Genomic DNA, 23,833 nt, shown 5'->3' on the forward strand with positions numbered 1-23,833 from the left:
TTGCGGCCCGCAGAACGTCGATACGCATGGCCGCGCTCAATCGTCGCCGTCTTCGGTGGACGCAACCATCGCATTGATTAGATATTCGGTCAAGTCTTCGAGCGGCACCGTTTGTTGCTCGCTCTTTCCATTGCTTTGCGACGAATCGCGCAGCGCCTTGACACCCGCCGTGCCGTTCGCGATTTCGTCTTCGCCCAGGATCACGGCGAACGCCGCGCCGCTTGCGTCAGCGCGTTTCATCTGCGACTTGAAGCTGGACGCCTGACCATCAGGACTGCAATGCAGAATCACGTCGAGGCCCGTGTCGCGCAAACGCTCTGCGACGATGAACGCCTGGTCGCGCGCCGCTTCGCCCTGATGCGCGACATACACGTCGCAGCCTTCGTTTTCGGGCACGAGGTTCTCTTCCTTGAGCAGTTCGAGAATGCGCTCGATGCCCATCGCCCAACCGCATGCCGCCGTCGGCTTGCCGCCGAGTTGCTCGATCAACGGATCGTAACGGCCGCCTGCCGCCACCGTGCCTTGCGCGCCGAGCTTGTCGGTCACCCATTCAAAGACGGTCAGGTTGTAGTAATCCAGACCGCGCACGAGACGCGGATTGATCGTGAACGGAATGTTGTTCGCCTTGAGGATGCGCTGCAGGCCTTCAAAGTGCGCACGCGATTCGTCGCCGAGGAAATCGATCAGCTTGGGCGCGTTCTGCGCGACGGCCTGAAGGGCCGGATTTTTCGTGTCCAGCACGCGCAGCGGGTTCGTGTAGAGACGGCGCTTCGCGTCTTCGTCGAGCACATCCATGTGCTTCTCGAGATACGCGATCAGTTCGACGCGATGCTTCGCCCGCTCTTCAGCGAGACCCAGCGAGTTGATTTCGAGCTTGATGCCCGTCAGCCCGAGGTCGTCCCACAGACGTTGACACATCAGGATGATTTCGGCGTCAGTGTCCGGACCGGCGAAGCCGAGTGCCTCGACGCCCACCTGATGGAACTGGCGATAACGGCCACGCTGCGGACGCTCGTGGCGGAACATCGGGCCGATGTACCACAGACGCTTCGGGCCGTCGTACAGCATGTTGTGCTCGATCGACGCGCGCACGACGGCAGCCGTGTTTTCCGGTCGCATCGTCAGGTTCTCGCCGTTCAGCGCGTCGGTGAAACTGTACATCTCTTTTTCGACGATGTCGGTCACTTCGCCGATACCGCGCGTGAAGAGCTGCGTATGCTCGACGATCGGCGTGCGGATATTCTGGTATCCGTACGAACGCAGCATCGATTTGACCGTCGTTTCGAAAAACTCCCACAAGCCTGCGTCCTGCGGAAGGATGTCGTTCATGCCCTTCACGCCGGACAACTTTTCAAGCCGTTTCTTCTGTTCAGTCATCTGTCTTTGATTGACGATTGGAGATGGGGCGAATCAGTTCGTCGCTTCGGCGCGGACCGCGTTGGGCCCATAGCTGCGCTCGACGTAGTCGCTCACGATCTGCTGGAATTCCTGCGCGATGTTTTCGCCGCGCAGCGTCTTGACCTTCACGCCGTCGATGAAGACGGGCGCAGCCGGGTTCTCACCCGAGCCGGGCAGGCTGATACCGATGTTCGCGTGCTTCGATTCGCCCGGCCCGTTGACGATGCAGCCCATTACGGCGACGTGCATCTTCTCGACCCCCGGATACGTATCGCGCCACAGGGGCATCTGGGTGCGCAGATAACTCTGAATCTGCGACGCCAGCTCCTGGAACAGCGTGCTCGTCGTGCGCCCGCAACCCGGGCACGCGATGACCATTGGCGCGAACGAACGCAGGCCCATCGTCTGCAGGATTTCCTGGCCGACGATCACCTCGCCAGTGCGCGATGCGCCCGGTTCCGGCGTCAGCGAAATACGGATCGTATCGCCGATGCCCTGCTGCAGCAGCACGGACAGTGCAGCCGTCGACGCGACGATGCCCTTCGACCCCATGCCCGCTTCCGTAAGGCCCAGGTGCAGCGCGAAGTCGCAGCGGCGCGCGAGTTCCTGGTAGACGGCGATCAGATCCTGCACGCCGCTCACCTTGCACGACAGGATGATCTTGTCGCGGCCGAGACCCAGTTCGACAGCACGTTCCGCCGAGCCGATCGCCGACTGGATCAGCGCTTCGTACATCACGCTTTGCGCTTCCCACGGTTCGGCGCGCGCGGCGTTCTCGTCCATCATCTTCGCGAGCAGGTCCTGATCGAGGCTGCCCCAGTTCACGCCGATACGCACCGGCTTGTCGTACCTGGCTGCGGCTTCGATCATCTGCGCGAACTGCGTGTCGCGCTTCGCGCCCTGACCGACGTTGCCCGGGTTGATGCGGTACTTCGACAGCGATTCCGCGCAGCCCGGATAGTCGCGCAGCAACAAATGTCCGTTGTAATGGAAGTCACCGACCAGCGGCACCGTCACGCCCATGCGGTCGAGCTGCTCGCGGATCGCGGGCACGGCGGCCGCCGCTTCCGGCGTATTCACCGTGATACGCACGAGCTCCGAACCGGCCTGCGCGAGTTCCTTGATCTGTATCGCGGTGCCGATTGCATCGGCCGTATCCGTGTTGGTCATCGACTGCACGCGCACGGGCGCGTCGCCGCCGATCGTCACGAGTTGGCCGCCCCAACGCACGTCGACCGCATTCGAGCGGCGACGCGGCGCATGACCGCCGAACACCGGCACGGTCGAAACAATCTGACTGCTGGATTTCACTTGATCGGAGTGCATCGATAAACCCGCTTGCGTCACCCGCTCAGCACCCGGTACACGCCGGGCCCTGTTGCAAAAAACGACGCATGAATTGAAAAAGCGCCGCAGCCCCGAAGCCGCGGCGCACGCGATTGATTTGCGTCAGGGCAACGCGAAGCGTGCCACATTGCCCTTGGCCGACGCGTATTTGGCCGGGTCGACCGGCTGGCCGTCCAGCGTGATCGAGTCCAGACCCGCCTTGTTGCCGACCGTCACCTTGAGCGGCGGCTGTCCGCTGACTTCCTTCGTTTCGCCTGCGTGCACGAGCCCGGAGAACACTTCCTTGCCGTCCTTCTGACGCACGCTAAACCAGCTGTCCTGCCTGACCGTCAGCGAGACCGTCGACGCGCCCTGAGGTGCGGCCGTCGGCTCGCTGGCCGGCGCGGCCGATGCAGCCATCGCGACAGCGGGTGCCGCACTTGCGGCCTTCGGGGCAGCAGCAGCCGGCGCAGACACCGATGCCGCATTCGATGCCGGCGCGACGCCTGCCATCGGCAGCGGCGTAGGCATGGGCATTGCCGACGACGCGCCTCCTGCGTCCGCCGCCTGCGTATCCGCGGGTGCGTCCGCCTGAGTCGCCGATGCCGACGTCACTGCGCCCGTCACTGACGCGCCGCTCGCCGGTTGCCCCGCAACCGACGACGCACCTTCCGTGCGCGCCGAGCCGCCCGCCATGCCCTTCAGACGTGCGAGCCACGCGTTCGAATCTCCATTGTTCGTATGCCACATGGCGAGCGCGATCAGCACGACCACGGCCAGGGCTACGCCCCAAAGCCACGAACGACGGCGCGGCGCACCGCCGCCGCCAAGCGACAGCGACACTTTCCCTCGCGGCAAATCCGTACCGGCCGACGCCGGCATGGTCAGCGCCGGCTCCGGCACCCCTTTCTCGCGGCGCAGCGCCTGCGTCATCGGTGCCGGATCGGCCCCGACCATCTTCGCGTAGCTGCGCACCACGCCCAGCGCGAACGTCGTGTCCGGCAACAGGGTGAGATCGCCTGCTTCGAGCCCGCGCAGCTTGCCCGGCGAGACTTTCAGGCGCGCCGACACGTCTTCGACCGACCAGCCCTTCGATTCGCGCAACTGTGCTAGCCGGGCGCCGACGGCAGCCAGCGAGTCGAACCCGCCCGGCACGACTGCCGGTGCCGCCGGCAGCGGTCGATCCGAATGCGTATCCACGTCGTGCGGTTGCGGGTGCTGCGGCTCACTCATCCCAAATCCTTTCGCGTCGATTCTTTTAATCACTCATGCGAGCGGGCGGCTCGATGCCTTGCCCGGTTTCGCAGACCGTTTATAACAAAATGTGCGGCTGTGCGTACCGCGTCCGATCGCTTTTACACACCTTCTTTCGCCTCGCGCGATATGGCGCGCCCGCATGGACGGTTGACTGAGGTCCCGCCCTGTTTTGGCTGTCGCGGGCCTTACACGGCGCGGACTTCGATGACCTTCCCCTTGCCGGTGCGCTCGGCGAGGCGCGTGCGATCCTTGACAGCGCCCGCGAGCTGACCACAGGCCGCGTCGATGTCGTCACCGCGCGTTTTGCGCACGGTCGTGACGACCCCGGCGTCCATCAACACCTGCGCAAAACGCTTGATCTGTTCGCTTTTCGAACGCAACAGGCCCGACTCCGGGAACGGATTGAACGGAATCAGGTTGAACTTGCACGGCACATCGCGTGTAACCGCGAGCAACTCGCGTGCATGCGCCTCGCTGTCGTTCACGCCGTCGAGCATGCAGTATTCGAAGGTGATGAAGTCGCGCGGCGCGACTTTCAGATAACGCTGGCAAGCCGCCATCAGCTCACGCAGCGGATACTTTTTGTTCAGAGGCACAAGCTCGTCGCGCAGCGCGTCGTTCGGCGCGTGCAGCGACACAGCGAGCGCCACGGGGAGGTCAGCGCCGAGCCGGTCCATCATCGGCACCACGCCCGACGTGGACAGCGTAACGCGCCGGCGCGACAGACCGTACGCGTTGTCGTCGAGCATCAGGCGCATGGCGGGCACGACCGCGTCATAATTGAGCAGCGGCTCGCCCATGCCCATCATCACGACATTCGTGACGACGCGCTCGCCCTTGCCGTCACCGCCCGTCGCGCGGCCGCCGGCCGTGCCGCGGGACGCACGCAGCGCGAACTCGGCCATGCGCAACTGCCCGATGATTTCGCCGGTGCCGAGATTGCGTGAGAAACCCTGCTTGCCCGTCGAACAGAACCGGCAGTTGACGGCGCATCCAGCCTGCGACGACACGCACAGCGTGCCGCGCGTTTCTTCAGGGATGTACACGGTTTCGACGGCATTGCCGTTGCCGACGTCGACGAGCCACTTGCGTGTGCCGTCGGAAGAAATATGGTCGCTGACAACTGGGGGCATCGTGATTGATGCACGGCCTTTCAGCTTTTCGCGCAAGGACTTCGCGAGATCGGTCATCCCGTCGAAGTCGGCAGCGTTGTACTGGTGAATCCAGCGCTGCAATTGCTTGGCGCGAAACGGCTTCTCGCCGAGGCTGTCGCAATACGCGACGAGACCCGCGGCGTCGAGATCGAGAAGGTTGACGGTTGGACTGCTCGTCATATCGAATCCTGCCATTCAGTGCGAGACTGCGTTCATGCAACAAGCTGCATGAACGCGTATACCGCTCGCGCCCGCTCCTGCTGCTGTTACTGCTGTGTGACGAAGCGCTTAACGCGAGTAGACGTTGACTTCCGGGAAGAAGAACGCGACTTCGACGGCTGCCGTTTCCGGAGCGTCCGAACCGTGGACTGCATTGGCGTCGATGCTGTCAGCGAAGTCAGCGCGGATCGTGCCTTTCTCAGCCTTCTTCGGATCCGTTGCGCCCATCAGGTCGCGGTTCTTCAGGATCGCGCCTTCGCCTTCCAGAACCTGAACCTGAACCGGACCGGAAATCATGAATTCAACCAGATCCTTGAAAAACGGGCGGGCTGCGTGCACTGCGTAGAACTTCTCTGCGTCGGCGCGCGACAGGTGAACCATGCGCGATGCCACAATCTTCAGACCAGCGTTTTCGAAGCGGCTGTAGATCTGGCCGATCACGTTCTTGGCCACTGCGTCCGGCTTGATAATCGACAGGGTGCGTTCGATCGCCATAAAAACTCCAGAAAATTAAGAGGTTACAGATTTAAATGAATCCGCTATTGTAGCATGTTCCCGTGTATGATTGCGATTGAACCCTTACGGCACTGTAAGGTCCAAGAAGAGTGCCGCAGTTCCTCCCATACTTCTTTTTAAGACAGGGCTAAGAAAAGGGCCGCACAATGAAATCGCACGTCGTTGTGCGATGCATTGAAACTCCCCGATCCAGCGCTAATCTTAGGGTTGTGGGTTCGCGTGACGGATGGCAATCGCCCGCCGCACCGTACGAAAACCGTTGCAAGCCACGTCGCAACACCGCGTCTGACGCAAGGAGAGACCATGAACGAATATCCCTATAACTTTGGCCGCGGCGGTTCCATCACCACGGCCGAGACCCGCAACCGGGTGCTGCGCAACACCTACTGGCTGCTCGCGCTGTCGATGCTGCCGACTGTGCTCGGCGCGTGGGTAGGCGTGGCGACCGGCTTCTCGCTGTTCGCCGCCACCAGCCCGGCCATGAGCATGCTCGCGTTCTTCGCGATCGCGTTCGGCTTCATGTTCGCGATTCAGAAGACGAAAGACAGCGCCGCCGGCGTGTTCGTGCTGCTCGGCTTCACGTTCTTTATGGGCCTGATGCTGTCGCGCCTGCTGAGCTTCATCCTCGGCTTTTCGAACGGGCCGTCGCTGATCATGCTCGCCTTTGGTGGCACTGGTGTGATCTTCGCGGCAATGGCAACCATCGCCACCGTCAGCAAGCGCGACTTCTCGGGCCTCGGCAAGTGGTTGTTCATGGGCGTGATCGTGCTGCTGCTGGCCATGGTCGCAAACGTGTTTCTACAATTGCCCGCGCTGATGCTGACGGTGTCCGTGCTTGCCATCGTTATTTTCTCGGCCTACATGCTGTTCGACGTGCAGCGCGTCGTGAACGGCGGTGAGACCAACTACATCACGGCGACATTGGCAATCTATCTCGACCTGTACAACGTATTCGTGAACCTGCTGTCGATCCTCGGCATCTTCGGCGGCAACCGCAATTGACCGAGGCTGACCGCTAGCTAATGGCTAGTGGCGGCTAGTGGCCGGCCAAAAACAGAAACGCCCGTGACGCGCCACGTCACGGGCGTTTCTGTTTTTGCTCCAGCGAGCCGCAATCTCACAGGCTCAGCCAGCCGAATCCTTCACCTTGCGTCGCGACCACCACTTCCGTCGCCGGCGCGCCCAGCACAGCCGCCATCGCGGCCTGCGCCAGCTCGGGCAGATTGTTCTGCTGACTCAGATGCGCGGCGACCAGATGCCGCAACTTCGAGCGATCGAGCGACGCGAGGATGTCCGCGGCCGCATCATTGTTTAGATGACCATGATTTCCGCCGATCCGCGCCTTCAACGACGGCGGATAGCGCGATGCGGCCAGCATCTGGACGTCATGATTGCACTCGAGCACGAGCGCGTCGCAACCGCTCAGCACCGCGGCGATGTGCGGCGTCGATGTGCCGACGTCGGTCAATACGCCCAGCCGCGATGCACCATCGGAAAACACGTATTGCAGCGGTTCGCGCGCGTCGTGCGGCACGGTGTACGGCAGCACGCTCAGATCGCCGATCGCGACGACCTCGTCGCCCCAAAGCACGCGCAGATCGACATTGGACTCGTCCGCGCCGACGGCGCGCGCCGTACCCCAGCTCATATACAGCGGTATCGACAGTTTGCGCGCAAGTGTGAGCGCGCTGCCGATGTGATCGCTGTGTTCGTGGGTAATGAGGATGGCGTCGAGTTCGTCGACGCCCGCACCCAGCCGCTCTAGCCGCCGGGCGACTTCTTTGCCTGAGAAGCCGCAGTCCAGCAGAACCCGCGTGGTCGTCGCGCCGCTTTGAGCTTCGACCAGCAGTGCGTTGCCTTCACTACCGCTTCCCAGACTCGCGAATCGCACGACCCGCCTTAGTTGAGTTGCGCATGCAACAGCGACACGATGCGCTGCGCGTCCGATGACGTATCCACCTGACCGTTCGAATCGACGACGGCCACCTGCGTCATCGCGTCGCCCTTCGAGCGCACATTGACGAGGAACTCGTGGCCGTCTTTCTTCGTGCTCTTGTCGCTGTAGAACAGCTTGCCGAACAGACCGTCGCGCTTTAATTCCTGCATCGAATCCGCGTAACGGACATAGTAGATGCCTTTTTCGCGATCGCGGTTGTCGACGGTGAAGTTCGTTCGGTCGAGAGCGAGGCCGACCCGCAGCCACGCGCGATCGAACGATTCCGGTAGATCCAGAGTCGCGCCGCCCGCACCCTTGTCGAGCTGCGCCGCAGCCGTCGCTGGACGCGCGTCGGTCAGCAGCTGCTTCGATTGTGCGTCGGTAAGGCCGAACTTCTGCATCAGCTTGGCGAGGAATTCGGCTTCGAGAGCCGGATTGCGTGGCCGCTCGACCCAGCGCGACGACGTCTTGTCTTGCCCCGTCAGCACTTCTTCCATCGCTGCATGAGTGATGGAAATGTCGGTGCCGCCGCTCGTGTCGCGCGACACCAGCGTACGGAAACTGTCGCGCGTGCCCGACGAGTAGGCGAAATCGATCACCTTGCCGACCGTCCGACGGAACCAGTCGTCCGGAATGTTCGCGCGGTTTTCAGCCCAGTCGGTGGCCATGATGCCCGTCGACGGCGCGTCCGTCTTCAGCGAAAAACCGTTCTCCGTCCAGAATTCCTGCAGCTGCGGCCACAGTTGCTCCGGGGTGCGGCCGTTCACGACCAGCCAGCGGCGGTCGCCGTCGCGTTCGACGTGCATGCCCATCGGATCCTGCGCGTTGGGCACGCCTTCCGTCAGATTGCCGGCTGCCGTCTTTGCGCGCTCCGGCGCGCCGCCGAGCGCGGTGCCCGCAGGCGGCGCGACGTAGCGCTGGTCGATCTGCGCGGCCGTCAGATCGCTCGGCACGGTCAGCGGCGGCGCGCTCGCCGTCGCCTTGTAATTCACCTTGTCCGACGCGAGCATGTCGTTCAGCGACTCGCAGCCAGAAAGCGACACAACCGTGCCAGCCGCAAGCGTCAGCGCCGCCAGGCGCGTTGCGTGGAGGGAAAGTGCGGAACGTTTCATGAGGTCCTTCGTGAAGCTAGAACGCGCTGCCGGATTCGGTGCAGGACCGTGGGCGATATCGACGTCAGTTGAAAAAATGCCGGAAGGCGCCTGAAAAACCAGACGCTCAGCCGAGCAGCCCTGCCTCGCGCAGCGCAGCGCGGACCACGTCGTGGTAACGCGCGTCAAGCGGCGTCAGAGGCAGACGGATGCCGCCCTTGATGCGGCCCAGTTGCTGCAACGCCCACTTCGCGGGAATCGGGTTCGATTCGATGAAGAGGTTCTTGTGCAGCGAGAGCAGTTTCAGGTGAATTTCGCGTGCCGTCTTCGCGTCGGCGGCCAGCGCCGCTTTGCACAGCTCGCTCATCAGACGCGGCGCGACGTTCGCCGTCACCGAGATATTGCCGTGACCGCCCAGCAGCATCAGCGCGATCGCGGTGGGATCGTCCCCGCTGTAAATGCCGAAATGCGCGGGCGCCGACTTGATCAGATGCGCGGCGCGGTCGATGTTGCCCGTCGCCTCCTTCACGCCGATGATGCCAGGCACGTTGGCGAGGCGCAGGATCGTCTCGTTCGACATATCCGCGACCGTGCGGCCCGGCACGTTGTACAGGATCACGGGAAGATCGACGGCTTCGGCAATCTTCGCGAAATGGCGATAGATGCCTTCCTGGGTGGGCTTGTTGTAGTACGGCACGACCTGCAGCGTGGCGTCGGCGCCCACTTTCTTCGCCTGCTCGGTCAACTCGATTGCTTCCGTGGTCGAGTTGGCACCGGCGCCCGCGATCACGGGGATGCGGCCCGCCGCGTGCTCGACGGCCGTCTTGACCATCAGGACGTGTTCATCGACCGACAGCGTCGCCGACTCGCCGCTCGTACCGACTACGACCAGCGCGTTCGTACCCTCTTCGATGTGCCAGTCCACCAGTTTGCGGAACGCCGGCAGATCGAGACTGCCGTCTTCGAGCATCGGAGTGATGATGGCGGGAATGCTGCCGCGAATCGCGACGCCGTCTTGCTGAGTGCCGTTAGCCATGAAACGTCATGAATTTGTTGGATAAACTTCAATTGTAGCGGATTAACCGACCAAATCGTAACGCGGGGGAACCCCCTTATCTTTCGGTTTGACCGATCCCTCTGCGTCGCGCACCGCGCAGATGCGCTGCACGTAAGCGGGGCGCGGTTCGGCGAGGAAACCGTCCTGAAATGCAACGACACGTAGCCGGCCCCGTACCGCGTCGAGCAGCTCGCCTGGCGCGAGCAGAAACGCGGGATTCGATGGCTTGCCGACTGTTTCGTTCCCCTGCGCGAAGGTTTCATAGATCAGCACGCCGCCGGGCGCGAGTGCCGCCAGCAACTGAGGAAAGAGCGGCCGGTGCAGGTAGTTCGTGACGACGACGGCCGAAAATTGCGCGCCCGCCCGCAGCGGCCAGGGGCCATTCTCGATGTCGGCGGCGATGATTTCAATGTCCGGCAGGCCGCTCATCGACACGAGCGCCGCGTCATCGCGGTCGATCGCGGTGACGGGATGGCCGCGCGACGCGAAGAAGCGCGCGTGCCGCCCCGCCCCCGATGCCACGTCGAGCACAGCGCCGCGCGCATCGACCAGATGCGCCCAGCGCTTCACCCAGCGCGACGGCTCGCCGACCGCCGTATGGCGGGCGCCCGGCGGGCCCGGGTTCAGGCAATCCGTCATCAGGTGTATGAGAGACCCATCGCTTCGCGCACGTCGCGCATCGTCTCCGTCGCGAAACGGCGCGCCTTGTCGCAACCATCGGCGACGATCGCGCGCAGCAGCGACGGGTCGTCCATGTACTTCTGTGCGCGCTCGAGCATCGGCTGCTGCTCGCGCAGAATGCCTTCGATCACCGGCTGCTTGCATTCGAGGCAGCCGATGCCCGCCGAGCGGCAACCCTTCTGCACCCACTCGTGCGTCTCGCTGTCGGTGTAGACCTGATGCAGCTGCCACACCGGGCACTTGTCGGGATCGCCCGGATCCGTGCGGCGCACGCGCGCCGGGTCGGTCGGCATCGTGCGGACTTTCTTCGTGATTGTTTCCGCGTCTTCACGCAGACCGATCGTGTTGCCATACGACTTCGACATCTTCTGGCCGTCGAGGCCCGGCATGCGCGACGCTTCCGTCAGCAGCACCTGCGGCTCGGGCAGGATGATCTTGCGCGAGCCCTCGAGGTAGCCGAAGAGGCGCTCGCGGTCGCTCATCGACAGGCTTTGCGACTCCGACAGCATCGCGCGGGCTTTTTCGAGCGCCTCTTCGTTGCCTTCCTGCTGATATCCATTGCGCAGCTCGTGATACAGCTTCGAGCGCTTGCCGCCGAGTTTCTTCGCCGCCTCGTTCGCTTTTTCCTCGAAGCCCGGCTCGCGGCCGTACATGTAATTGAAGCGCCGCGCCATTTCGCGCGCCATTTCGACGTGCGGCACCTGATCCTCACCGACGGGCACGAGCGACGCGCGATACAGCAGGATGTCCGCCGCCATCAGCACCGGGTAGCCGAGAAAACCGTAAGTGCCGAGGTCCTTGTCGCGCAGCTTTTCGATCTGCTCCTTGTAGGTCGGCACGCGTTCGAGCCAGCTGAGCGGCGTGCTCATGCCGAGCAGCAGCGCGAGCTCGGCGTGCTCGGGCACGCGGCTCTGGATGAACAGCGTCGCCTGCGCGGGATCGATGCCCGAAGCGAGCCAGTCGATCAGCACATCCCAGACGTTCTTCTCGATTACCTCCGGCGTTTCATAGTGTGTCGTCAGCGCGTGCCAGTCGACCACACAGAAAAAGCACGGATACTCGGATTGCAGACGCACCCAGTTTTTCAGCACGCCGTGATAGTGGCCGAGGTGCAGCGAGCCGGTAGGCCGCATGCCGGAGAAGATACGGTCGGGGTACATGGTTTTGATTTATAGAAGCGAAATGAGGGGAGTCAGGATAGCCGTCACTGCCGCGTAGCCGATATTCACGAGCGGACTCAGCCAGAAACGCGTCAGCGTGCCCGTCATCACGAGCGCCATCACGATAAAAAAGCCATACGGTTCGAGGCGCGCGAGCATCATCGCCGGGCGCACGGGCAACAGCGCCGTCAGCACGCGCCCGCCGTCGAGGGGAGGCAACGGAAACAGGTTCAGCACGCCGAGCACCAGATTCACGAACACACCGGCGCGCGCCATGCGCGTGAAGAATGGTTCGTCGACGTTGAGCGCGGCCAGCGCCACGCCGAACACGCCCCAGAGCAGCGCCTGCACGAAATTGCACAACGGACCCGCGAGCGCCACCCACAGCGAACCCCAACGAGGATTGCGCAGATTGCCGAACGCGACGGGCACCGGCTTCGCGTAGCCGAACATGAACGCGCCGCTCGTCGCGAAGTAAAGCACCAACGGAATCAGGATGGTGCCGATCGGGTCGATGTGCCGCATCGGATTGAACGACACCCGGCCGAGCACATACGCTGTGTTGTCGCCGAGCATGCGCGCGACATAGCCGTGAGCCGCCTCGTGCAGCGTGATCGCGAAAATGACAGGCAACGCGTAGACAACGATGGTCTGTATCAGGGAGGAATCCATATCGCTCTATTGTAACAACGGCGCCTTGCGGCTCTGTCGGCTTTCGCTCATGTCGCGTCTAGGCCGTCTCTTCGAGACCGAACGGCGCAAGCGAGCCTCGCCCCGGCCTCACCAGCACGGGCTCTTCGCCTGTCAGGTCGATCACCGTCGATGGCTCGCACGGACACGCGCCGCCGTCGATCACCAGATCGAGCTGCTTTTCCAGCCTTTCGCGAATTTCCGCCGGGTCGTTCAGCGGCTGCGTTTCGCCCGGCAGGATCAGCGTCGAGCCGAGCAGCGGCTGGCCGAGCTCTTCCAGAATGGCGAGCGTGATCGCGTGGTCGGGCACGCGCAAGCCGATCGTCTTGCGCGACGGATGCGACAGCCGGCGCGGCACTTCCTTGGTCGCCTGCAGCACGAACACGTAGGGGCCGGGCGTCACGGATTTGATCAGACGGTACTGACGGTTGTCGACGAGCGCAAAATTCGCCAGCTCCGACAGATCGCGCACGAGCAACGATAGCAGCTGCCGCTCGTCGATGCCGCGGATGCGCCGCACGCGATCGACGGCATTCCTGTTGTCCAGCTGGCACGCGAGCGCGTAGCTCGAGTCGGTCGGCAGCGCAACCACGCCGCCGCTCTCGATGATCTGCGCAGCCTGTTTGATGAGGCGCGGCTGAGGATTGTCGGGATGAAGCCGAAAGTATTGGGACATGATGTCGGTGAGGAAATCGGTGAACAGCGACGGCTCATGCAGCGCGCGCCGATGCACGGCGGACAACGAGAGCTTACAGCCAACGTTCCCAGACTGGCTTCAGATCGGACGGCAACGGCGGCAGACTGCCGAGTTCGACGCGGCCCTCGCCGGCCGCATGAAAATCGGACCCGCGCGATGCCTCGAAACCGAAGCGCCGCGCGACGTCCGCGTATTCGCGGTACTGATCGGGCGTGTGGCTGCCCGTGACGACTTCGATCGCCTTGCCGCCGAGATCGATGAACTCGCCGAACAGCGCGTCGAATTCGGTCTGCGTGTATGCGTAGCGGCCCGGATGCGCGATCACCGCTTCGCCGCCCGCAAGCCGGATCCATTTGACCGCGTCGGCGAGCTTCGACCAGCGATGCGCGACGCAACACGGCTTGCCGTCGCCGAGAAAACGGTCGAACACGTCCTGGGTGTTGTCCGCGTAGCCGTGTTCGACCATGAAACGCGCAAAGTGCGTGCGCGAAATCATGTCGGGATTCGATACGAACTTCAGTGCGCCTTGGTACGCATCGGGAATGCCGAACGCTTCCAGCTGTTCGCCGATCGCTTCGGCGCGGGCGGCCCGGCCGTTGCGCGTGCGCTCCAGCCCTTCGATGAGCGCCTGGCAGGCGGGATCGACGTGCAGACCGACGATATGAATCGTGCGCGACGCCCACGTGACCGAAATTTCGACGCCGCTCAGGTACTGCATGCCGAGCGCTTCTGCTGCTTCGCGCGCTTCGACCTGACCGCCGATTTCGTCATGATCGGTGAGCGCCCACAGCGTCACGCCGCCGGCATGCGCACGGCGCGCGACTTCGGCTGGCGCGAATGCGCCGTCGGACACGGTGGAATGGCAATGCAGGTCGGCGTTCATCATGTTCTTGATAGCGGATTCAGCCCATTTTACTGCAACGCAGTAAGCGTACGCAGAGGATTCGGCGGCGCAAATCCGCGACAGATACTAGGCGCAGAACGCCTCGATAAGCGCCGCGACCTGCTCCGGCTGATCGTGATGAACCATGTGTCCCGCATCCTCGATAAATTCCTCGCGCCAGTCGGCGAACGCCTGAAACCGCGCCTTGAATTCGTCGAGCGGAATATTTCCGGCCAGCGCCGCAAGCGTCGGCGACGCGGTGGCTTCGACATGCAGCACGCCGGCCCGCACATTGGCCCAGACGGCCATGATTTCGTCGAGCCGATACAACAGCGGCCCGCGGATCTTGTGCGCCGGATCGGCAAGCAACACATACCCGCCCGTCCCGTCCGGCTTCGACCAGTGCTGCGCGAGAAAACGGGCGCGCTGCGGCGCAAGCCGGGCGTTGGTCCTGATGAGACGTGCAGCAACGTCGTCGAGCGACGCGTAGGGACGCAGCGTCGGCGGCTCGCGCAGCTCGTCGAGCCATGACGCCATACGGCGCGGCAGATGTGCCGCCTTCGCTGGCGCGAGCCCGAAGCCTTCCAGATCGACCACCCGCCGCACGCGCTCCGGGCGCACGCCCGCGTACAGGCACACGACGTTCGCGCCCATGCTGTGACCCACGAGGTTCACTTCGCCTGCCGGCGCGTAGTGATCGAGCAGCGCGTCGAGGTCGGCCAGATACTCCTGGAACCAGTAATGACCGCCGCCGCGTTGCGCGACGGGCCAGTCGGACAGCCCAAAGCCGCGCGCGTCGGGCGCGATCACCTGCCAGTCACCCGCGAGCGCGTCGACGACGAATTGAAACGACGCGGCGACGTCCATCCAGCCGTGCAACATAAAGAGCGTCGGCGCATCCGGACGGCCCCAGCGGCGCACATGAAGTCGTACGCCGCGCACGGTGAGAAATTCGGAAATGGAAGGCGTGAGAGGACGATCCATGTTTCGGAGCATAAAAGAATGATCGTTCGATTATATCGAGATAGTCGCGCCGCCGCTGACGACAACCCCACGCCGCGCGTCAGCCGTCCGCGCGCTGCTGCGTTTCAAGGCCCGCCAGCGCGGCCAACTCTTCCTCTTCGAATCCGGCGTCGCGGCGCGCCTCGAAATTGAACGGTCCGCGCAGCTTCGGCGCGCGATACTCGTCAGAAAGACGCAGATAAGTCTGATGCGCGTCGGCGCCCCTCAGGTCGCACAGATAGCGGAACCAGCGATTGCCGATCAGCACGTGGCCAATTTCATCACGCAGGATCACGTCCAGAATTGCCGCCGACGCGTCATCGCCCGCCTGCTGCAAGCGCGCGCGGATCGGCGGCGACGCGTCGAGCCCACGCGCCTCGAGCGTGCGCGGCACGAGCGCCATGCGCGCGAGCACGTCGCCTCGGGTGCGCTCGCACATGTCCCACAGGCCATCGTGAGCCGGGAAATCGCCGTAGGCGTGGCCAAATTCCGCCAGCCGCGCGCTCAGCAACAAAAAGTGATGCGCTTCCTCCGACGCGACTTTCAGCCAGTCGATGTAAAACGCTTCGGGCATACCGCTGAAACGCCACGCGGCGTCGAGCGCGAGATTGATGGCGTTGAACTCGATGTGCGCAAGCGCATGCAACAGCACCGCGCGCCCCTGCGGCGACTGCATGCCGCGCCGTCCGAGCTTGCGCGGCTCGACCAGTTCCGGCAGCTCCGGTCGGCCCGGCAATCCCGACGGCTCATCCAGCACGCGCTGCGGCGACACGACTGCCGCGCCTTCGAGCGCCCGCGCATAAAGCGCCCGCGCCCCCGCGGCTTTCACGGCGGGGACACGTTCCGCCAAGACGGCGAGCGCGTCGGAACGGGCGCAATGGAAGGGAACAGGACGGATGGTATCGGCGGCAGACATCGACAAACGCAAGCAACGAAAAAACACACGACGTGCAATTCTGGCACGGCGCGGCGCACGCGCGCGCTTCATACGGACTTCTGGTACAACCGTTTACAATACGCGATTCGAGCATGCCGCGCGCAATGCCCATATTTCGCGCACTTCGCTGCGCCTGCCCATTCGACGGCAGCGCAGCGCCCGAGACCCGAGGAGACACCGTGGCAATCTACAAGCTTGGCGACGCAGCCCCGACCATCCACGAAAGCGTGTTCGTTGCGGACACGGCGACGATCATCGGCGACGTGACGCTCGAAGAAAATGCCAGTGTGTGGTTCGGCGCGTCGATTCGCGGCGACAACGAGCCGATCACGATCGGCAAGGGCACTAACATACAGGAGAGTGCCGTCCTGCACGCCGATCCTGGCTTTCCGCTGACGCTGGAAGCGGGCGTGACGGTGGGCCACCAGGCGATGCTGCATGGTTGCACGGTCAAGGAAGGCGCGCTAATCGGCATCCAGGCCGTGGTCTTGAATGGAGCGGTAATCGGCCGCAATTGTCTGGTTGGCGCAGGCGCCGTCGTTACCGAAGGCAAGGTTTTTCCTGACAATTCTTTGATTCTCGGCTCGCCCGCGAAGGTCGTCCGGGAGTTGACTGAAGCAGATATCAAAGGCCTTAAGCGCGCCGCAGACATTTATGTGGAACGCAGGGACTATTTCAAGGCGCAGCTCGTGCGCATCGGCTAGTGGCCGACCGCACGGCGCACCACGCGCGGCTTTCCCACCGCGCGGTTTCGACCGAGGAAAAGTTGTGAGTGACCAGTTGCAAAAATTCATGTTCAGCGCGGCGCCCGTTCGTGGCGAAATCGTTTCGTTGCGCAATACATGGCAGGAAGTACTGACGCGCCGGAGTTATCCGGCGCCCGTGCGGAACGTGCTCGGCGAAATGATGGCCGCGTGCGCACTGCTGTCGGCGAATCTGAAGTTCGACGGCACGCTGATCATGCAGATTTTCGGCGACGGCCCCGTGAAGATGCTCGTCGTGCAGTGCAACTCAGACCTCTCGATGCGCGCCACGGCCAAGTTCTCGGGTGACGCCGCGAACGCGATCTCTGACGACCTCTCGCTGGTCAATCTCCTCAACGTCGGCGGCCACGGCCGCTGCGTGATCACGCTCGATCCGAAGACCAAAGTGCCCGGCCAGCAGCCGTATCAGGGCATCGTGCCGTTGTCCGGCGTGGACGGGCCGCTCAAGTCGATGGCGGAAGTGCTCGAGCACTATATGCGCCACTCGGAGCAGCTCGATACGCGCCTGTGGCTCGCGGCCAACGACGATCGGGCCGTCGGCATGCTGCTGCAGAAGCTGCCGGGCGACGGCGGCATCGTCCCGCATCCGGGGGAAATCGATGCCGATACGTGGGACCGCCTGTGCACACTGGGCAGCACCCTGTCGCACGATGAAATGCTGGCCGAAGAGCCGGGCACGCTGTTCCGCCGCCTCTTCTGGCAGGAAAACGTGCAGCACTTCGAGCCGGCGCGGACGCGCTTCGAATGCACGTGTTCGCGTGCGCGAGTCGGCAACATGCTGAAGATGCTGGGTCGGGAGGAAGTGGATAGCGTGATCGAGGAGCGCGGCCACGTCGAAATCCACTGCGAATTCTGCAACCAGCGCTACGAGTTCGACCCCGTCGACGTCGCGCAACTTTTTGTCGCGAGCGGGCTCTCACAAGGCGTGGCGCCCGCTGCCGAACAGCGTCACTGACGCAGCCCCCGCGTCGCCCCGTCTCGCTTTGGCGCAACGGCGACGCGGTATCATCGGTTAGTGACACTGGGCGCGCGCAATGCCGCCCGATTGTTTAGGTATCCGACCGATGGAGTTCGACATGTTCGCCCCTGCCCTGCTGCATTGCGCACATCGACTCGCCCGCACGCTCGCGTTCGCTGCGGGTGTTTCCGCGCTGTCCGGCTGCATGATGGACCCGCCCGGTCCGTCGCCGATTTACAGCCGCTTGCCCGCCGATCAATCCGGCATCGCGGCGACGGCGCAACCGCTGACGCCGGAAGAACGCGCCCGCTACGACGAAATCGACAGACAGGTGATGGCCGAGCAGAACCAGGCGATGGCCGCCGACGCCGCAGCCCAGGCTTATTCGCGCTACGCGGCGCCGCCCGTCTCTGTCTTCGGCAGCTACTCCAGCGGCGGCTGGGGACACGGCTGGAGCACGGGCGTCGGTTACGGCTACGCGCCGGGGTGGGGTTGGGGCTGGTGATGCGCATGATGGCGCGAGTCGCGAAAGCAACTCGCCAAAACAAAAGGCGCGGTTCGCATGAACCGCGCCTTGTTCGTAAGGCCGTCGCGCCGGCTTCGCTATCAGCGCGCATCAACCCGGCTTCTTCTCCTTCGCTTCCTTTTTCGCGTGCCTGCGATCCGGCTTCACACGGGACTCCGGATTCGGCACGACGCGCAGCGGCGCACCCGTGATCTGACCGCGCGTCGATGTGGTCGACTGCGGCGCGTTCGCCGCCGATGCAGGCGAATTGGGCGACACGAACTGCACGAAGACCTCGCTGTCCTTGACCATGCCCATTTCGTAACGTGCCCGCTCCTCGACGGCTGCCGTGCCGTTCTGCAGATCCTGCACCTCGCCCTGGATGCGCTCGTTGCGCTCCTTTGCGTCCGCGTTCTTTTGCAGTTGCCGCGCTAGTTCCTGCTGCAGTTCGTGGACACGCAACCAGCCGCCATGACCCCACCATAGCGGGTATTGGATCAGCACCAGTAGGACGAGCAGAACAACGGTGACGAGCCGCATGAAGTAAATTGCAGGGTTCAATGTGCGTCGCCCTGCGCTTTACGCAGGGCGACAAGGTGAATCAGTAGCGAAGCATAACCGGTTTAACGGTTATTGAGACGAAATGTTGACAGCAAGCGTCACTCTTGCGCGTCAATCTGTCTCAAAAGCATGAACCGAACGTTCAACGCAGGTTGTAGAACGCCGACTTGCCCGGATAGCTGGCGATATCGCCGAGATCTTCCTCGATACGCAGCAGCTGGTTGTACTTCGAGATACGGTCGCTGCGCGACAGCGAGCCCGTCTTGATCTGACCGGCGTTCAGGCCCACCGCGATGTCCGCGATCGTCGAGTCTTCCGTTTCGCCCGAACGGTGCGAGATCACAGCCGTGTAACCGGCGCGCTTCGCCATTTCGATCGCTGCGAAGGTTTCCGTCAGGGTGCCGATCTGGTTGATCTTGATCAGGATCGAATTCGCGATGCCCTTTTCGATCCCTTCCTTCAGGATGCGCGTGTTCGTCACGAACAGGTCGTCGCCGACCAGCTGGATCTTCTTGCCGAGCTTGTCGGTGAGTAGCTTCCAGCCTTCCCAGTCGCCTTCGTGCATGCCGTCTTCGATCGACACGATCGGAAACTTGTCGGCGAGCGTCGCGAGGTAGTCCGCGAATTCGGCCGACGACAGTTGCAGGCCTTCACCCGCCAGCTGGTACTTGCCGTCGTGGTAGAACTCGCTTGCCGCGCAGTCGAGCGCGAGCAGGACGTCTTCACCGGCGCGGTAGCCGGCCTTTTCGATCGCTTGCAGGATGGTCGACAGGCACTCGTCGTTGCTGCCGAAGTTCGGCGCGAAGCCGCCTTCGTCGCCCACTGCCGTGCTCATGCCGCGATCCGACAGGATCTTCTTCAGCGCGTGGAACACTTCGGCGCCGCAGCGCAGTGCTTCGCGGAAGGTCGGCTGGCTGACGGGGACGATCATGAATTCCTGGATGTCCAAGCTGTTGTTCGCGTGCGCGCCGCCGTTGACGATGTTCATCATCGGCACGGGCAGCTGCATCGCGCCCGAGCCGCCGAAGTAGCGGTACAGCGGCAGACCGGCTTCTTCAGCGGCGGCCTTCGCGACAGCCATCGATACGGCCAGCATCGCGTTCGCGCCGAGGCGCGACTTGTTGTCCGTGCCGTCGAGTTCCAGCAGCGTCTTGTCGAGGAAAGCCTGCTCGGAAGCGTCGAGGCCCATGATCGCTTCGGAGATTTCGGTGTTGATGTGCTCGACGGCCTTCAGCACGCCCTTGCCGCCGTAGCGGCCGGCTTCGCCGTCGCGCAGTTCAATCGCTTCACGCGAGCCCGTCGATGCACCCGACGGCACAGCCGCGCGGCCCATCGTGCCCGATTCGAGCAGCACGTCGCATTCGACGGTGGGGTTGCCTCGCGAATCGAGAATCTCGCGACCGATGATATCTACGATAGCACTCATGGTTTCCTCTGAAATGACGATGAATTCTTAAGATGAGACGTCCGGACCACTTCGACCACACGCGTCCGGACGCGTTCGACGACCATCGGGTTGGAGCACACGTGCAGCGCCGGACCGCGACGCCGCACGCGTGATTGCATCAGTTGAAATCGTTCTCGAGGAACGGTGTGCGCTTGACGGCCTGGTCGAGCGTCATCAGCGTCTCGAGCAGATCGGCCATGCGATGCAGCGGCACAGCATTCGGACCGTCCGACTTCGCTTCCGCCGGATTCGGATGCGTTTCCATGAACAGGCCCGCGATACCCGTTGCGACGGCCGCGCGCGCCAGAACGGGGACGAACTCGCGCTGCCCCCCCGAACTCGTGCCCTGCCCGCCCGGCAATTGAACCGAGTGGGTCGCGTCGAACACGACGGGCGCGCCCGTTTCGCGCATGATCGCGAGCGAACGCATGTCCGACACGAGGTTGTTATAGCCGAACGACACACCGCGCTCGCACGCCATGAAGCGGTCTTCCGACAGACCGGCTTCACGCGCCGCATCGCGCGCCTTGTCGATCACGTTCTTCATGTCGTGCGGCGCGAGGAACTGGCCCTTCTTGATGTTAACGGGCTTGCCCGAACGCGCGCACGCGTGGATGAAGTCCGTCTGACGGCATAGGAACGCCGGCGTCTGCAGCACGTCGACGACGGATGCAACCGGCTCGATCTCATGCTCGCTGTGCACGTCGGTCAAGACGTGAAGGCCCAGCTGACGCTTCACTTCGGAGAGGATGCGCAATCCCTCGTCCATTCCCAAACCACGGAAAGACTTACCGCTGCTGCGATTGGCCTTGTCGTACGAAGACTTGTAGATGAACGGAATCTTCAGCTTCGCACAGATTTCCTTCAGCTTGCCGGCCGTGTCGATCGTCATCTGTTCGGATTCGACGACACAGGTGCCCGCGATCAGGAAAAACGGCTTGTCGAGGCCGATTTCGAAATCGCCCAGTTTCATACTTTCTCCTCGACGCTCGCTTCGTGGTGAGCGCGCGCCGCTTCGACGAACGCCTTGAACAGCGGATGGCCGTCACGAGGCGTCGACGTGAATTCGGGGTGGAACTGGACGCCGACGAACCAAGGGTGCATCGAACGCGGCAGTTCCATCATTTCCGGCAGATCTTCGCTCGGGGTACGGGCGCTGATGATAAGGCCACCGCCTTCGAGCTGGGGCACGAAGCGGTTATTGACTTCATAACGGTGACGGTGACGCTCGTTCACATCCTTGCCGTAGATCTCTTCAGCCATCGTGCCCGGCTTGATCGGGCAACGCTGCGAACCGAGGCGCATCGTGCCGCCCAGATCGGATTCTTCCGTGCGCTTCTCGACCTTACCTTCGCGGTCGTACCACTCGGTGATTAGCGCGACGACGCGGTTCGGCGTGTCCTGGTCGAATTCCGTGCTATTCGCATCCTTGAGGCCGACGACGTCGCGCGCGAATTCGATCACCGCCAGCTGCATGCCGAGGCAAATGCCGAGGTACGGCACCTTTGCTTCGCGTGCATAGCGGATGGCCTTGATCTTGCCTTCCGTGCCGCGGCGGCCGAAACCACCCGGAACCAGCACGGCATCCAGATGCTTGAGGCTGTCGACGCCGTTCTCTTCCAGCTCTTCCGAGTCGATGTATTCGATGTTGACCTTCGTCGACGTGTGGATCGACGCATGGCGCAGCGCTTCGATCAGCGACTTGTACGACTCGGTCAGTTCGACGTACTTGCCGACCATGCCGATCGTCACTTCACTCTTCGGGTTCTCGAGCTTCTCGACCATTTCCGACCAGATCGACAGATCAGCCGGCCTGGCGGTGAGCTTCAGCTCTTCGCAGATCAGCTCGTCGAGGCCCTGGTCGTGCAGCATCTGCGGAATCTTGTAGATGCTGTCGACGTCCCACACCGAGATCACGGCGTCTTCCGGCACGTTCGAGAACATCGAAATCTTCGCGCGCTCGTCGTCAGGGATGCGGCGGTCGGCACGGCACAACAGCACATTCGGGTAGATGCCGATTTCGCGCAGCTTCTGCACGCTGTGCTGCGTCGGCTTGGTTTTCAGCTCGCCCGCGGTGGCGATGAACGGAACCAGCGTGAGGTGCACGAAACACGCGCTGTTGCGGCCGAGGCGCAGGCTCATCTGACGCGCGGCTTCGAGGAACGGCAGCGATTCGATGTCACCCACCGTGCCGCCCACTTCGACGATTGCGACATCCGGCTCGCCGCACGTCGCGGATGCCGCGCCGCGTTCGACGAATGCCTGGATTTCGTTCGTGATGTGGGGGATGACCTGGACCGTCTTGCCGAGATAATCGCCACGGCGTTCCTTGCGGATCACCGATTCGTAGATCTGGCCCGTGGTGAAGTTGTTGGCCTTGCGCATCTTCGTGCTGATGAAGCGCTCGTAGTGGCCGAGGTCGAGGTCCGTCTCAGCGCCATCTTCCGTCACGAACACTTCGCCGTGTTGAAACGGACTCATCGTGCCGGGGTCGACGTTGATGTAAGGATCAAGCTTGAGGAGGGTGACTTTCAGACCGCGCGATTCGAGGATCGCGGCGAGGGAAGCGGCGGCAATACCCTTGCCGAGGGAAGAAACTACGCCGCCGGTGACGAAAACATATTTGGTCATCGCTGGATGCTCGCGGGAAAAACGGATTATACCCGAACGCGTGCTTCCAGCCCATACCTGGGGCGGCCCGTCCGCACCGATCGAACGTGCTTTTCAGCGCGCCCGCGCGGCGTGCTTTCTGCTGCAATGCGCGGCGGATTGCGGCGCTTCACTCCAGTTCGCGCAGCATCCTCTGCACGGCGCGTGCCGTCTCGATCGGCCGCTCCATCGGAAACAGATGGCTGCCTTCGATCCACTCCAGGTGCTCGCCCGCTACGCGCCGCGTCGCGTGCAAGCCGGCCTGCTGCACTTCCCGCGAGCGCGTGCCGGCAATGAAGCCGACGGGCACGGGCGCGCCGCGCAGCAGGCGGCTGCCGAAGGTGTGCGGCAAGGTCTTGTAGATCCGGTATTCCGTCTGCCGGTCGAAAGCCAGCTCGCGCGTGCCGTCGCTGCCCACCTGCGGGATGCCGAAGTCGATGTAGTCGGACAGCACCCGCTCGTCCCAGCGCGCGAACGCAGGCTTCGCGTGAAAGTGGCGCCACGCCTCGTCGCGGCTCGCCCAGCGGGTGCGGCGCGTGCGCGTCGCGGCCGCGGGCGACAACCGCTCGTCGAGCCCCGTCCATTGCGACACGCGCAGCATGTTGCTGCGCCAGCCCGCGATCAGGGGCGAATCGAGCATCACGACGCCGCGCACCCATTGCGGCTTTCTGAGCGCCGCCATCATCGACAGATAGCCGCCGAGCGAATGTCCGACGAGCCAGACCGGGTTTTCGTAATTGCGCCCGATGTCATCCAGCAACTCTTCGACCAGATGCGGCCAGTCGCGCGTCACGGGATAGCGCGCATCGTGTCCGATCCGCTCGATGAAACGCACGTCGTAGTCGTCCGCGAGCTCGGCGAAGATCGTTCGGTACACGGACGCAGGAAATCCGTTGGCATGCGAGAAATGGATGATGTTCTTCAAGCGCTCTTGCCTCCGTTCTG

At 63.3% G+C, this 23,833-nt stretch carries 24 protein-coding genes; 4 read left to right on the forward strand and 20 right to left on the reverse strand.

The window, feature by feature from the left end; all coding sequences use genetic code 11:
* Nucleotides 1–36: 36 nt before the first annotated feature.
* The 5 genes from hisS to ndk form a co-directional block, all read right to left on the reverse strand.
* On the reverse strand, nucleotides 37–1,377 hold the full coding sequence (gene hisS, locus BPHY_RS07230) for a histidine--tRNA ligase (RefSeq protein ID WP_012400814.1): 1,341 nt from the start codon (nucleotides 1,375–1,377) through the stop codon (nucleotides 37–39).
* Nucleotides 1,378–1,410: 33 nt separating this feature from the next.
* Nucleotides 1,411–2,724, reverse strand: coding sequence for a flavodoxin-dependent (E)-4-hydroxy-3-methylbut-2-enyl-diphosphate synthase (ispG, locus tag BPHY_RS07235; protein ID WP_012400815.1), 1,314 nt, complete (start codon nucleotides 2,722–2,724; stop codon nucleotides 1,411–1,413).
* 123 nt (nucleotides 2,725–2,847) lie between these two features.
* Nucleotides 2,848–3,957, reverse strand: coding sequence for a helix-turn-helix domain-containing protein (locus tag BPHY_RS07240; protein WP_012400816.1), 1,110 nt, complete (start codon nucleotides 3,955–3,957; stop codon nucleotides 2,848–2,850).
* A gap of 209 nt (nucleotides 3,958–4,166) precedes the next feature.
* Nucleotides 4,167–5,315, reverse strand: a complete 1,149-nt coding sequence (gene rlmN, locus BPHY_RS07245; protein WP_012400817.1) for a 23S rRNA (adenine(2503)-C(2))-methyltransferase RlmN — start codon at nucleotides 5,313–5,315, stop codon at nucleotides 4,167–4,169.
* A gap of 108 nt (nucleotides 5,316–5,423) precedes the next feature.
* Complete coding sequence (ndk, locus tag BPHY_RS07250; RefSeq protein ID WP_012400818.1) at nucleotides 5,424–5,849, reverse strand: nucleoside-diphosphate kinase; 426 nt, start codon at nucleotides 5,847–5,849, stop codon at nucleotides 5,424–5,426.
* Between the two features lie 324 nt (nucleotides 5,850–6,173).
* On the opposite strand from ndk, the gene BPHY_RS07255 reads away from it, so the two are divergent.
* Entirely contained in the window at nucleotides 6,174–6,872 is a 699-nt protein-coding gene (locus BPHY_RS07255; protein ID WP_012400819.1) for a Bax inhibitor-1/YccA family protein, read from the forward strand.
* 115 nt (nucleotides 6,873–6,987) lie between these two features.
* Here the strand turns inward: BPHY_RS07255 and BPHY_RS07260 are convergent, their stop codons facing one another.
* The 10 genes from BPHY_RS07260 to BPHY_RS07305 form a co-directional block, all read right to left on the reverse strand.
* Nucleotides 6,988–7,761 (reverse strand): MBL fold metallo-hydrolase, encoded by a 774-nt coding sequence (locus tag BPHY_RS07260; protein WP_012400820.1) that lies wholly within the window; start codon nucleotides 7,759–7,761, stop codon nucleotides 6,988–6,990.
* Nucleotides 7,762–7,769: 8 nt separating this feature from the next.
* Nucleotides 7,770–8,918 (reverse strand): outer membrane protein assembly factor BamC, encoded by a 1,149-nt coding sequence (gene bamC / locus BPHY_RS07265; protein ID WP_012400821.1) that lies wholly within the window; start codon nucleotides 8,916–8,918, stop codon nucleotides 7,770–7,772.
* A gap of 106 nt (nucleotides 8,919–9,024) precedes the next feature.
* Nucleotides 9,025–9,933 (reverse strand): 4-hydroxy-tetrahydrodipicolinate synthase, encoded by a 909-nt coding sequence (gene dapA / locus BPHY_RS07270; protein ID WP_012400822.1) that lies wholly within the window; start codon nucleotides 9,931–9,933, stop codon nucleotides 9,025–9,027.
* Nucleotides 9,934–9,975: 42 nt separating this feature from the next.
* Nucleotides 9,976–10,593: a class I SAM-dependent methyltransferase gene (locus BPHY_RS07275; RefSeq protein WP_012400823.1), complete on the reverse strand. Its 618-nt coding sequence runs from the start codon at nucleotides 10,591–10,593 to the stop codon at nucleotides 9,976–9,978.
* The gene (locus BPHY_RS07280) at nucleotides 10,593–11,795 is read right to left on the reverse strand and encodes a tryptophan--tRNA ligase (RefSeq protein ID WP_012400824.1); all 1,203 of its coding nucleotides are present in this window, start codon (nucleotides 11,793–11,795) and stop codon (nucleotides 10,593–10,595) included. The genes BPHY_RS07275 and BPHY_RS07280 overlap by 1 nt, the downstream gene beginning before the upstream one ends.
* A 9-nt stretch (nucleotides 11,796–11,804) precedes the next feature.
* Entirely contained in the window at nucleotides 11,805–12,467 is a 663-nt protein-coding gene (locus tag BPHY_RS07285) for a site-2 protease family protein (RefSeq protein WP_012400825.1), read from the reverse strand.
* A gap of 58 nt (nucleotides 12,468–12,525) precedes the next feature.
* Nucleotides 12,526–13,161 (reverse strand): L-threonylcarbamoyladenylate synthase, encoded by a 636-nt coding sequence (locus BPHY_RS07290; RefSeq protein ID WP_041763838.1) that lies wholly within the window; start codon nucleotides 13,159–13,161, stop codon nucleotides 12,526–12,528.
* A gap of 73 nt (nucleotides 13,162–13,234) precedes the next feature.
* Nucleotides 13,235–14,065 (reverse strand): 3',5'-nucleoside bisphosphate phosphatase, encoded by an 831-nt coding sequence (locus BPHY_RS07295; protein WP_041763840.1) that lies wholly within the window; start codon nucleotides 14,063–14,065, stop codon nucleotides 13,235–13,237.
* An 87-nt stretch (nucleotides 14,066–14,152) separates the two neighbouring features.
* Nucleotides 14,153–15,049 (reverse strand): alpha/beta fold hydrolase, encoded by an 897-nt coding sequence (locus BPHY_RS07300; RefSeq protein WP_041763415.1) that lies wholly within the window; start codon nucleotides 15,047–15,049, stop codon nucleotides 14,153–14,155.
* Nucleotides 15,050–15,128: 79 nt separating this feature from the next.
* A complete protein-coding gene (locus tag BPHY_RS07305) occupies nucleotides 15,129–15,983 on the reverse strand; it encodes a ferritin-like domain-containing protein (RefSeq protein WP_012400829.1) in 855 nt (284 codons plus the stop codon).
* A gap of 200 nt (nucleotides 15,984–16,183) precedes the next feature.
* On the opposite strand from BPHY_RS07305, the gene BPHY_RS07310 reads away from it, so the two are divergent.
* From BPHY_RS07310 to BPHY_RS07320, 3 genes are all read left to right on the forward strand, one after another.
* A complete protein-coding gene (locus BPHY_RS07310; protein ID WP_012400830.1) occupies nucleotides 16,184–16,708 on the forward strand; it encodes a gamma carbonic anhydrase family protein in 525 nt (174 codons plus the stop codon).
* A gap of 64 nt (nucleotides 16,709–16,772) precedes the next feature.
* Nucleotides 16,773–17,723 carry an Hsp33 family molecular chaperone HslO gene (gene hslO / locus BPHY_RS07315; RefSeq protein WP_012400831.1) on the forward strand — a complete coding sequence of 317 codons (951 nt, stop codon included), beginning with the start codon at nucleotides 16,773–16,775 and terminating at the stop codon, nucleotides 17,721–17,723.
* A 121-nt stretch (nucleotides 17,724–17,844) separates the two neighbouring features.
* Nucleotides 17,845–18,231 (forward strand): hypothetical protein, encoded by a 387-nt coding sequence (locus BPHY_RS07320; RefSeq protein WP_012400832.1) that lies wholly within the window; start codon nucleotides 17,845–17,847, stop codon nucleotides 18,229–18,231.
* A gap of 111 nt (nucleotides 18,232–18,342) precedes the next feature.
* Here the strand turns inward: BPHY_RS07320 and ftsB are convergent, their stop codons facing one another.
* The 5 genes from ftsB to BPHY_RS07345 all read right to left on the reverse strand — a co-directional run bounded on the left by ftsB (nucleotide 18,343) and on the right by BPHY_RS07345 (nucleotide 23,813).
* Nucleotides 18,343–18,771, reverse strand: a complete 429-nt coding sequence (gene ftsB, locus BPHY_RS07325) for a cell division protein FtsB (RefSeq protein ID WP_041763417.1) — start codon at nucleotides 18,769–18,771, stop codon at nucleotides 18,343–18,345.
* Nucleotides 18,772–18,934: 163 nt separating this feature from the next.
* The gene (eno, locus tag BPHY_RS07330; protein ID WP_012400834.1) at nucleotides 18,935–20,218 is read right to left on the reverse strand and encodes a phosphopyruvate hydratase; all 1,284 of its coding nucleotides are present in this window, start codon (nucleotides 20,216–20,218) and stop codon (nucleotides 18,935–18,937) included.
* Nucleotides 20,219–20,357: 139 nt separating this feature from the next.
* Complete coding sequence (gene kdsA, locus BPHY_RS07335) at nucleotides 20,358–21,212, reverse strand: 3-deoxy-8-phosphooctulonate synthase (RefSeq protein WP_012400835.1); 855 nt, start codon at nucleotides 21,210–21,212, stop codon at nucleotides 20,358–20,360.
* A complete protein-coding gene (locus BPHY_RS07340; RefSeq protein WP_012400836.1) occupies nucleotides 21,209–22,870 on the reverse strand; it encodes a CTP synthase in 1,662 nt (553 codons plus the stop codon). The genes kdsA and BPHY_RS07340 overlap by 4 nt, the downstream gene beginning before the upstream one ends.
* A gap of 148 nt (nucleotides 22,871–23,018) precedes the next feature.
* The gene (locus BPHY_RS07345) at nucleotides 23,019–23,813 is read right to left on the reverse strand and encodes an alpha/beta fold hydrolase (RefSeq protein WP_012400837.1); all 795 of its coding nucleotides are present in this window, start codon (nucleotides 23,811–23,813) and stop codon (nucleotides 23,019–23,021) included.
* Between the last annotated feature and the right edge of the window lie 20 nt (nucleotides 23,814–23,833).

This window comes from Paraburkholderia phymatum STM815, assembly GCF_000020045.1.
Taxonomy (GTDB): domain Bacteria; phylum Pseudomonadota; class Gammaproteobacteria; order Burkholderiales; family Burkholderiaceae; genus Paraburkholderia; species Paraburkholderia phymatum.

Excerpts from the sequence above, each read along its gene's own strand:
- hisS (WP_012400814.1), bottom strand. The coding sequence starts at position 1,377 with ATGACTGAACAGAAGAAACGGCTTGAAAAGTTGTCCGGCGTGAAGGGC.
- ispG (WP_012400815.1), bottom strand. The coding sequence starts at position 2,724 with ATGCACTCCGATCAAGTGAAATCCAGCAGTCAGATTGTTTCGACCGTG.
- BPHY_RS07240 (WP_012400816.1), bottom strand. The coding sequence starts at position 3,957 with ATGAGTGAGCCGCAGCACCCGCAACCGCACGACGTGGATACGCATTCG.
- rlmN (WP_012400817.1), bottom strand. The coding sequence starts at position 5,315 with ATGACGAGCAGTCCAACCGTCAACCTTCTCGATCTCGACGCCGCGGGT.
- ndk (WP_012400818.1), bottom strand. The coding sequence starts at position 5,849 with ATGGCGATCGAACGCACCCTGTCGATTATCAAGCCGGACGCAGTGGCC.
- BPHY_RS07255 (WP_012400819.1), top strand. The coding sequence starts at position 6,174 with ATGAACGAATATCCCTATAACTTTGGCCGCGGCGGTTCCATCACCACG.
- bamC (WP_012400821.1), bottom strand. The coding sequence starts at position 8,918 with ATGAAACGTTCCGCACTTTCCCTCCACGCAACGCGCCTGGCGGCGCTG.
- dapA (WP_012400822.1), bottom strand. The coding sequence starts at position 9,933 with ATGGCTAACGGCACTCAGCAAGACGGCGTCGCGATTCGCGGCAGCATT.
- BPHY_RS07275 (WP_012400823.1), bottom strand. The coding sequence starts at position 10,593 with ATGACGGATTGCCTGAACCCGGGCCCGCCGGGCGCCCGCCATACGGCG.
- BPHY_RS07280 (WP_012400824.1), bottom strand. The coding sequence starts at position 11,795 with ATGTACCCCGACCGTATCTTCTCCGGCATGCGGCCTACCGGCTCGCTG.
- BPHY_RS07285 (WP_012400825.1), bottom strand. The coding sequence starts at position 12,467 with ATGGATTCCTCCCTGATACAGACCATCGTTGTCTACGCGTTGCCTGTC.
- BPHY_RS07290 (WP_041763838.1), bottom strand. The coding sequence starts at position 13,161 with ATGTCCCAATACTTTCGGCTTCATCCCGACAATCCTCAGCCGCGCCTC.
- BPHY_RS07295 (WP_041763840.1), bottom strand. The coding sequence starts at position 14,065 with ATGAACGCCGACCTGCATTGCCATTCCACCGTGTCCGACGGCGCATTC.
- BPHY_RS07300 (WP_041763415.1), bottom strand. The coding sequence starts at position 15,049 with ATGGATCGTCCTCTCACGCCTTCCATTTCCGAATTTCTCACCGTGCGC.
- BPHY_RS07305 (WP_012400829.1), bottom strand. The coding sequence starts at position 15,983 with ATGTCTGCCGCCGATACCATCCGTCCTGTTCCCTTCCATTGCGCCCGT.
- BPHY_RS07320 (WP_012400832.1), top strand. The coding sequence starts at position 17,845 with ATGTTCGCCCCTGCCCTGCTGCATTGCGCACATCGACTCGCCCGCACG.
- ftsB (WP_041763417.1), bottom strand. The coding sequence starts at position 18,771 with ATGCGGCTCGTCACCGTTGTTCTGCTCGTCCTACTGGTGCTGATCCAA.
- eno (WP_012400834.1), bottom strand. The coding sequence starts at position 20,218 with ATGAGTGCTATCGTAGATATCATCGGTCGCGAGATTCTCGATTCGCGA.
- kdsA (WP_012400835.1), bottom strand. The coding sequence starts at position 21,212 with ATGAAACTGGGCGATTTCGAAATCGGCCTCGACAAGCCGTTTTTCCTG.
- BPHY_RS07340 (WP_012400836.1), bottom strand. The coding sequence starts at position 22,870 with ATGACCAAATATGTTTTCGTCACCGGCGGCGTAGTTTCTTCCCTCGGC.